The following is a 7,280-nucleotide window of genomic DNA, read 5'->3' as shown; positions in this document are numbered from 1 at the left end:
TCGGTTATGATTGGCAAACAAATCAAAGGTACAGGCTTTCGGGGCTGTCTGAACTACGTGCTGGGCAAAAAAGACGCCGCTCTAATTGGCGGTACTATGTGCGGACAAACTCCTGAAGAACTGGCTGCTGAATTTGGGATCGCCCGACAACTAAGACCTAACCTGAAAGTAGCAGTTTTTCACGCCACTTTATCTGTCGATCACACCGAAAAACTAGAAGATTCTGAAGAAAATGACCAACGCTGGCTGGCGATCTCCGTTTTTGTTTCAGATTCTGGGGCAAACAATGCGGTACGCGAGGAAGTCATCGCAAAAGTGGCAAAGGCAGCATGGGACGAATGGAGCAAATAGTTGCTGAAGGTGAAGGTGTTAAGGGTTGATCGCTCTGGCAGTGCAACTAAACATCAGATTCAAGATACCAATCGTCCAATGGAACTTCAATGTTCGTATTTGCACGTTGCCGGTGGTTGTGCGCCAACCACCGATACCTTAAATTTAGTGGCTGCTGGTGTGGAAACCGATGCACGCGCCGCATTCATTCTCAGTCAACAAGTGCCTGGAGACAAACATACTGGAGATTTGAGAAGAGGATGCGATCGCTCTGGCTGCACTCCTGAGCGTAGAGAATATGGATGGCTTTTTCTATAAACCCAATCATCTAAACATTCAATCATCTAGACATTCAGATGTTTTAGCTGTAAAATCTGGTTGATGAACTCAACACGCTTACCTATGATTGTGACAGTCGCCTCATTCAAGGGCGGAGTCGGGAAGACAACCACAGCGCTGCACTTAGCGGCTTACTTGCAGACCAAAGCACCCGCGCTGTTGGTAGATGGCGACCTCAACCGCAGTGCCTTAGATTGGGCTGCTCGCGGTTCCCTCCCGTTCAAAGTAGTCGATGAAAAGCAAGGCGTGCGATATGCCAGGGATTACGAACACATCGTCATCGACACGCCGGCACGACCCACTCCAGAAGACCTCAAAACTCTAGCTGAAGGGTGCGATTTGCTGATATTGCCCAGCTCTCCCGATGCTATGGCCCTGAGCGCTATGCTGCAAATGGTGGAAGCTCTCTATTCTCTGCAATCCAATTACCGCATTTTGCTTACGGTCATCCCACCCGCTCCGAGTAAAGTCGGGGCTGAATCTAGGGCAACCATCGAAAAAGCGGGATTGCCCATTTTCAAGTCTGATATAAGGAGGCTAGCGGTATTTCAAAAAGCTGCCCTTGCTGGGGTTCCCGTAAGCGCTATCAAAGACCCTTACGCCAAAGCTGCTTGGGGGTGCTACACCGCTGTTGGAAAGGAGATACTTCCATGAGTCGCTTTGATGATTTACTGAAGGCCAAGAAACTCAAACCCGGTGAACCTGACCTTTCACCCAGTGTGGCACTATCTAAAAGCAAAGACCCCAACTTCGTCCGCACTACAGTTTACCTGCCAAAACAACTGCACCGCCAACTTAAATCCGCAGCAGCGCAATCAGGTCAGGAAATGAGCGAGCTGGTGGAAAAGTCTGTGGTTCAATACCTCCAACAGTTCAATCCCGACGGTGACACCTAAACATTTGGATGTTTGAATGTTTAAGCATTTGACTCCCCCTCTAAAAACAAGAAACTGTCTCGCCTTGCGATTCCCGATTCTTTTTTGAGTCGCCCACACGAACGGTTTACCTGTTGGGGATTACGGTGCTTGATCGCGGCAACTATCTCTGTTTTCAGTCGAGCGCTCGAAAAGTTCGACCCCGATGGGAAAGCCCCAGAATTAGATGCTTGAATGTTTAAGCATTTGACTCCCCCTCTAAAAACAAGAAACTGTCTCGCCTTGCGATTCCCGATTCTTTTTTGAGTCGCCCACACGAACGGTTTACCTGTTGGGGATTACGGTGCTTGATCGCGGCAACTATCTCTGTTTTCAGTCGAGCGCTCGAAAAGTTCGACCCCGATGGGAAAGCCCCAGAATTAGATGCTTGAATGTTCAAACATTTGAATGTTTGAACATCTAAATAGCTAAAGGTACAGAATCCCGTATTGTTGGGCGGTTGCTGCATTCATTCGGTTTAGTGTCGGGCTGCTGGTAAGCTTGGCATTGACATGAGAATGGGAGCGACTGACAGTGAGGAAATTTTGGCAGCGGGGGGCGATCGCCAAGAGTGTTGGTAGGAATTGTTAGCGACTGTAATCTAACTGCGCCCTCACCGCCGTCTCGGCTTCCTCAACTCGGTCGCGAGAAACCAAGGGTGCAGCAACCCAAGCCAAGCACCAGAGAACCCATCAGCGAGCGCCATTAATGACCGCAACTTACTCCTAGGCAATCCAAGCAATGCAGCTCCCTGTGTTGCCAGCATCGACAACTATTTAATGGTGAAGCCGCAGTTCGTGATGAGCTACAACAGCAAGACTAAGACCGCCAACTGGGTTTCGTAGCAACTGAATCGCTCTTGGATTGGGACAGCAAATCGCCAGGACAACTTCCGCCCCGACGATGCTCTCCCCGCTGCTTGATACAAAGTGCGACCAAGCCATAACACAAGAAGCGGCTACAACAGGAGACACATTGCACCAAGCGCCGATTGCACCCGCAACGAAGCGAATAACCGCGCTACCTTTTTAATCAGCGATATGATGCCCCAAGTGCCTGAACTCAACAGACCTGTGTGGCATGACTTGCGTAAGTCCTGTTGTAATTAAAGTCAGAAAAACAGTAAAAAAAACCCCTGCACGGTGATGCAGGGGAAAGCGAATTACAGTTCGCTAGTCAGAAGTTGAGTCGGGATGCAAAGACTTCTGGACTAGCTCCATAACCGCTAACTGAATGGGTCTGTGCTTCTGCCCAGGGCTGCGGCGGTCGTAACTCGCCCGGAGAATCTGCGGGCTATGCCCCATTCCATAAGCCAGAGAAGCAATGTCCGAGTCAGACGCTCCGTTATCCAAAAAATGAGTCGCAAAGATGTCTCGCAGTAAGTGAGGAGTCAATCGCTGGCCCGTCAAAGCATGAGCAGCATTACTGATATAGTTAGCCATACTGTCCTCAGCAAAAGGCGTGCCATTGTGCCGCACAAAAACGAATTCACCCACCGGGTCGAACTGCAAGCGACCAGCCCACAAACGGCCAACCTCCTGCTCACCTGGGTTGAAAGTTCCCCCGCAGGAGCGCCAACTCCCATCCGGCATTTTATAATAGCCATAAAGCCATGCTTCCAAATAGTCATAGAAACATCGCCCGTCAGGGAACTGCACGTTGGGAATCTCCAAATCTTGGTGTCCGTAAGTCTCACCCGTTTTGTAAGACTCTAGCGTTACATCCTTGATCCAGCGGCCATCCGGCGTCCTATACAGATAACCGCAATTCCGGTCGCGGTTGCGACCCGTAGGCAGGGGCTGGTACAAACCGTCTGCAGGCACATCTACAGGCCGCTTCACAGGACACTCAAGAGCCATTTTCAGATCCCTTAACTCCTGCTGTCGCCGGGGAGGGCTATAGGTCAAACACCCCCAGAGCACGTAGCGCTGGAAGCTATAAGCAGTCGCCTTCAGAGACCTCCCAGAGCCACACGCCAACTTCGGTTGGCACTCCAAGCGCAGCGGTTCGACAATTAGTTCCCAAACTTGCGGCAAATCCAGCCACTTCTTATCCACATCCGCCACTGGAACGTGGTTTTTCAACTCCTTAGTTGCCAGTGACAGCCGTCCGCGCAAAACCTTCACCGCCGGCACTTCGCTGTAATCGCTAGAAGTGATTTCATTGTGGTATTGAAACTTCGCCACCGCCAGCAGCGCACACAGGTAATTCTTGCGAGTGTGAGGGCTTCTGGCACCCCGCTCCTCTATCAAAAAATTGCAGAATTCGCAAACCCAGCGATCCACATAATCCCCTACCTTAGCAGCCATTGCGGCTGCAGCTTCCTTAGAAGTCGCATACTTGAGTTCAACCGGCGGAATTAAAGTATTCAAAGACAGCTCTTCCAACGGCACTCCTCGGTAGTAATGGAACCAGCCGAGCAAGTGAAAGAACAAGCCAATTTGGTTGCGGCAGGCTGTAGTTTTCACCGGGTCCTCTAATCTACCCGGCCAGTGGGCGGAGGTACGAAACTTGTAGAACTGTTCAGTTTTAGCTTTTAACTTCTCTGACACTTGCTCTGGTTGCAAGCCGTAAGGCGGCAAAGCAGAGCGGGTCGTCAGTAGCGTTTTCGCCATAATTCCGTAGCCTCGACGGCGGCGACCTCCGCAGCAATCAACAGATTTCTCAGGTAAGGTATTTCCCGGCCACCAGCCTTGCTTGATGCACCAAGAAACAAGTTCCTTAAGCCGCGAGCGGTAAACCTCCTTACTACTATCCGAGGGTTGCAGCAGTTCAAAGGCTTTTTCTTGAGCTTCTAAGGCAGTTGTGAATTGCTCCACGTTTATACCTTTTTTAAAGGTCGTTGCCCTGTCTATTTCAACTCGCGTGGGCTTGCGACCTTTGAAAGGCTCCAAGCCCCATCCGGGCAAAGTGTAACGGTTGATAGCCGTTTCAGTTTGAGAGATAATTTCTTGCGCTTTCTTTTGCGGGTGCTGGGTCTGAACGTGGGTAGCATAAAGACCGAGAATGTCGGTCAAAGAGAGGTTCTTTTTCATTGTTATAAATGGTGGTAGAGGAAAACGGGACAAGTTCAGGTCTTGTGGAAGTGCTACGAAGCTTTGAAAAGAGGCTTTCAGAAATTGGCTCCCATTCAAATAATAGTAAAAACTACAGTAAATCACAACTTTACTGTAGTTTTTACGCTAGGCAGTGGTCGGCTGTAAAGCTTATAAAACAAGGCTTTTTTCCTTAAAACTCCGTTTATTTTATAAATAAGTTTTTGGCTATTTATAACCTCAAAAAAGATTAGGTAAGGCATAAGAGCTAACACCTTGCTATGCTTAGCAAGGTAGAAGCTCGACACCACACTCCAACCAATCGGCTGACAAAAACTAGCAAAGATTAGCTCTTGTGTAGTAGCTAACCTTTGCAAATTAGCCTCTTTTGGCTTTTGTACTTGATAGCCAAAATACAGTTGTGTGGTTCTGGGAATAAAAAAATTCATAGTGCAATGAGCGAGGCTAAAAAAGGGCTGGATTGTCAAAGAGTTTGCGTTGCGAACTAAGGGTTACTTTGGGTTGGCGAATGAGCTGGTAAATGCTCCCGTGTTCTAGCAAATTGCTCAACAACTTCTGAGCGAGAAATACCGTGTATTTTGGCAAGATAATCCAGTATGTTGACGGCTGTTGGCGTCAGACTAAAGGTGAAAGGTCGTTTGATTTCGTCGTACATCTCTGGCTGATTCCGCATACTTTTGTGTTTTGGTTTAGCCATGTCAAAAACTCCTTTTTGATGGGGTGAACAAACTTTCAATTGAATTCGACGTAAAAATAAACACAAAAAAAGGAGTTCGGGGGAACTCCTGTCAGGATTGGTATTTTATTCAGTTCTTGGCTGTAAAGCGTTGAAGAAGCCCACGCTCGCCAGACAAGGTTATTGTCGAAATTTTAAAGAAAGTTATGAGTGCTAAGTTCAGATAGTAGGGATACTGTTTGTTAAGCAGCAACCACTGGAATTTATAAAAAATTAGCGACCTGTAGTTATTATAGCCAACTAAATCAAAGTTACCCAGTTGTTTAGGATTTACTTCCTTTTATTATAACAAAGCGAGCCGCGCCAGCTATACAGTACAAGGCGTACCGTCCTACCTTCCAAGCTTTAGGTCAAAATAAGAGCTTTTTCTCACTGGCAGGGCGAGCGAGTGGATTTACGCAAGTTTACAAAAGATGGTTACTTTTTCTCATTGGCAGGGCGATCAAAGAGGTTTATTCTTTGAGTTAAGGCAGAGCAGAAGGTGTTCAGACTATTCGGAGTTAAACCGCAGATGTGCGGGATAAGCCGACTAGGAAGAGCGTTGTACCGCACCTGCGACACAATTATAAGTTGTGTTGTTGCGTGCAGCGTGACAGAAGCGAACGGACAAATTGGTTACAAGGATAGCTATGAGCGAGCAATGGTGGTCAAAACTTAACCAGTTCTCTTTTGGCGATACGCCGCAAATGGCAAATGAATTGGCATTTTTAGTCATTAACGGGGTGAAAACGGGCACCTCATGGCATCAGAGTGAAGGCCAGCAAACACAAGTGGGGCAAAAGCACGTGGTGTTGGATGGAGAAGGTTCGCCTGTTGCCATAATTGAGACCGTAGAACTCCGACTACTCCGCTACGATGAGGTTGATGAAGCGTTTGCTTATGATAGTGGTGAAGATGATCGAACTCTTTCTTCGTGGAGGGCAGGTTATCGCAACTATTACGAGCGACAAGGCAAATACGCGCCAGATATGCTTTTGTATTGTGAACGATTCAAACTCATTGAAATTATTAAGTCCGTCGAACCGTGAGCCTAAGTTAATAAGTTTAGATTATTAAGTTGCGAGTTCAGTCTGCAAAGCCCTAATGACAACAACACAACAAGGCGCTGCACCCGACCGCCTAAAGTCCATTCGTTCCTCACTCCCTTTCGAGAGCGGGTGAGCTTGGTCGTTAGACCGCTTGATAAACCATGTCACTTATCCTGATGAAGCTGTAGCGGTTTCAACCCCTAGGCTAGAGAATAAATATAACAAAGCTGGCAAAGTGCCAGAAAAGCAACGCATTAAACCAACGAAACTAGCTATGACAATTGGCAAGCTTGAACTCATCATCAAAATTAACGAACTACCGAACAACGTAGAGACTAACAAAGACAACTGGAAAACCTTTGAGCTTGACTGTGACGGTCGGGTAGTGTCTGTTACTGTTAAGCCAAAAATATGGAAGAAGCTTGAGGATGCTGCTACCAACTATCCCATGTGGGTAGCTGCTATCGGTGGCAAGATGGGTGAATCAACCTCTAACGGCTTTGTGCTATCAGACCCAAATATCCAAGTCTTTGAGAAAAAACCGAAGGAACCTAAACCTGAAGCAGAGCAGTGACAGAGGTTTGAGTAGCAATTGTGCAGAAACTTGCGAACAGGGCCCAAAGCCCCGCTTAGCAAAGATTTAAGCTAAATCAGTTAGCAAGCCAATTTGAGGTAAATGGCTTGTATCTCCGCCTATCCCTTTATAGAAATAGTGGCTTCCTTATTCACTATCGATTAACCGAGGAATCAACCAGGAGCGATCCGGCTACCCAACAAGCCGATCGCCCCCAATTTCTCCATGACCAAAAAAACGGGATTCAAGCCCCGTCCTTCTAGGACGGCTTTTCTTGATTTCTAATATATTCCTTCAAAACTT

At 47.6% G+C, this 7,280-nt stretch carries 10 protein-coding genes; 7 read left to right on the top strand and 3 right to left on the bottom strand.

All coding sequences use genetic code 11. The features are described 5' to 3' along the window. The 5 genes from QUA74_RS28975 to QUA74_RS29990 all read left to right on the top strand — a co-directional run. Nucleotides 1-351: relaxase/mobilization nuclease domain-containing protein (locus QUA74_RS28975; protein ID WP_445302182.1), on the top strand; the 351-nt coding region annotated here is incomplete at its 5' end. Nucleotides 352-429: 78 nt separating this feature from the next. Beyond that, nucleotides 430-648, top strand: coding sequence for a hypothetical protein (locus tag QUA74_RS28970; protein WP_333336090.1), 219 nt, complete (start codon nucleotides 430-432; stop codon nucleotides 646-648). A 63-nt stretch (nucleotides 649-711) separates the two neighbouring features. Beyond that, complete coding sequence (locus tag QUA74_RS28965) at nucleotides 712-1,323, top strand: ParA family protein (RefSeq protein WP_333336087.1); 612 nt, start codon at nucleotides 712-714, stop codon at nucleotides 1,321-1,323. Continuing rightward, nucleotides 1,320-1,565: a CopG family transcriptional regulator gene (locus QUA74_RS28960; protein ID WP_333336084.1), complete on the top strand. Its 246-nt coding sequence runs from the start codon at nucleotides 1,320-1,322 to the stop codon at nucleotides 1,563-1,565. The genes QUA74_RS28965 and QUA74_RS28960 overlap by 4 nt, the downstream gene beginning before the upstream one ends. Nucleotides 1,566-2,512: 947 nt before the next feature. After that, nucleotides 2,513-2,692: a DNA/RNA non-specific endonuclease gene (locus QUA74_RS29990; protein WP_445251683.1), complete on the top strand. Its 180-nt coding sequence runs from the start codon at nucleotides 2,513-2,515 to the stop codon at nucleotides 2,690-2,692. A 63-nt stretch (nucleotides 2,693-2,755) separates the two neighbouring features. Here the strand turns inward: QUA74_RS29990 and QUA74_RS28955 are convergent, their stop codons facing one another. From QUA74_RS28955 to QUA74_RS28945, 3 genes are all read right to left on the bottom strand, one after another. After that, a complete protein-coding gene (locus QUA74_RS28955; protein ID WP_333336081.1) occupies nucleotides 2,756-4,618 on the bottom strand; it encodes a site-specific integrase in 1,863 nt (620 codons plus the stop codon). Between the two features lie 122 nt (nucleotides 4,619-4,740). Next, nucleotides 4,741-5,067: a hypothetical protein gene (locus tag QUA74_RS28950; RefSeq protein WP_333336078.1), complete on the bottom strand. Its 327-nt coding sequence runs from the start codon at nucleotides 5,065-5,067 to the stop codon at nucleotides 4,741-4,743. A gap of 56 nt (nucleotides 5,068-5,123) precedes the next feature. Beyond that, nucleotides 5,124-5,336, bottom strand: coding sequence for a hypothetical protein (locus QUA74_RS28945; RefSeq protein WP_333336076.1), 213 nt, complete (start codon nucleotides 5,334-5,336; stop codon nucleotides 5,124-5,126). 668 nt (nucleotides 5,337-6,004) lie between these two features. Here QUA74_RS28945 and QUA74_RS28940 point away from each other — a divergent pair. Next, nucleotides 6,005-6,403 carry an ASCH domain-containing protein gene (locus QUA74_RS28940; RefSeq protein WP_333336074.1) on the top strand — a complete coding sequence of 133 codons (399 nt, stop codon included), beginning with the start codon at nucleotides 6,005-6,007 and terminating at the stop codon, nucleotides 6,401-6,403. A gap of 274 nt (nucleotides 6,404-6,677) precedes the next feature. Further along, nucleotides 6,678-6,977: a hypothetical protein gene (locus QUA74_RS28935; protein ID WP_333336071.1), complete on the top strand. Its 300-nt coding sequence runs from the start codon at nucleotides 6,678-6,680 to the stop codon at nucleotides 6,975-6,977. Nucleotides 6,978-7,280: the final 303 nt, after the last annotated feature.

The organism is Microcoleus sp. LAD1_D3, assembly GCF_036702135.1.
Lineage (GTDB): Bacteria > Cyanobacteriota > Cyanobacteriia > Cyanobacteriales > Microcoleaceae > Microcoleus.
The sequence above is the reverse complement of the archived record's forward strand: the minus strand, read 5'-3'. Positions and strand labels throughout refer to the sequence as shown.

What these genes read in the sequence shown, in the direction of transcription:
- QUA74_RS28960 (WP_333336084.1), top strand. Translation starts at nt 1,320, where the DNA reads ATGAGTCGCTTTGATGATTTACTGAAGGCCAAGAAACTCAAACCCGGT.
- QUA74_RS28935 (WP_333336071.1), top strand. Translation starts at nt 6,678, where the DNA reads ATGACAATTGGCAAGCTTGAACTCATCATCAAAATTAACGAACTACCG.
- QUA74_RS28965 (WP_333336087.1), top strand. Translation starts at nt 712, where the DNA reads ATGAACTCAACACGCTTACCTATGATTGTGACAGTCGCCTCATTCAAG.
- QUA74_RS28970 (WP_333336090.1), top strand. Translation starts at nt 430, where the DNA reads ATGGAACTTCAATGTTCGTATTTGCACGTTGCCGGTGGTTGTGCGCCA.
- QUA74_RS28955 (WP_333336081.1), bottom strand. Translation starts at nt 4,618, where the DNA reads ATGAAAAAGAACCTCTCTTTGACCGACATTCTCGGTCTTTATGCTACC.
- QUA74_RS28940 (WP_333336074.1), top strand. Translation starts at nt 6,005, where the DNA reads ATGAGCGAGCAATGGTGGTCAAAACTTAACCAGTTCTCTTTTGGCGAT.
- QUA74_RS28945 (WP_333336076.1), bottom strand. Translation starts at nt 5,336, where the DNA reads ATGGCTAAACCAAAACACAAAAGTATGCGGAATCAGCCAGAGATGTAC.
- QUA74_RS28950 (WP_333336078.1), bottom strand. Translation starts at nt 5,067, where the DNA reads ATGAATTTTTTTATTCCCAGAACCACACAACTGTATTTTGGCTATCAA.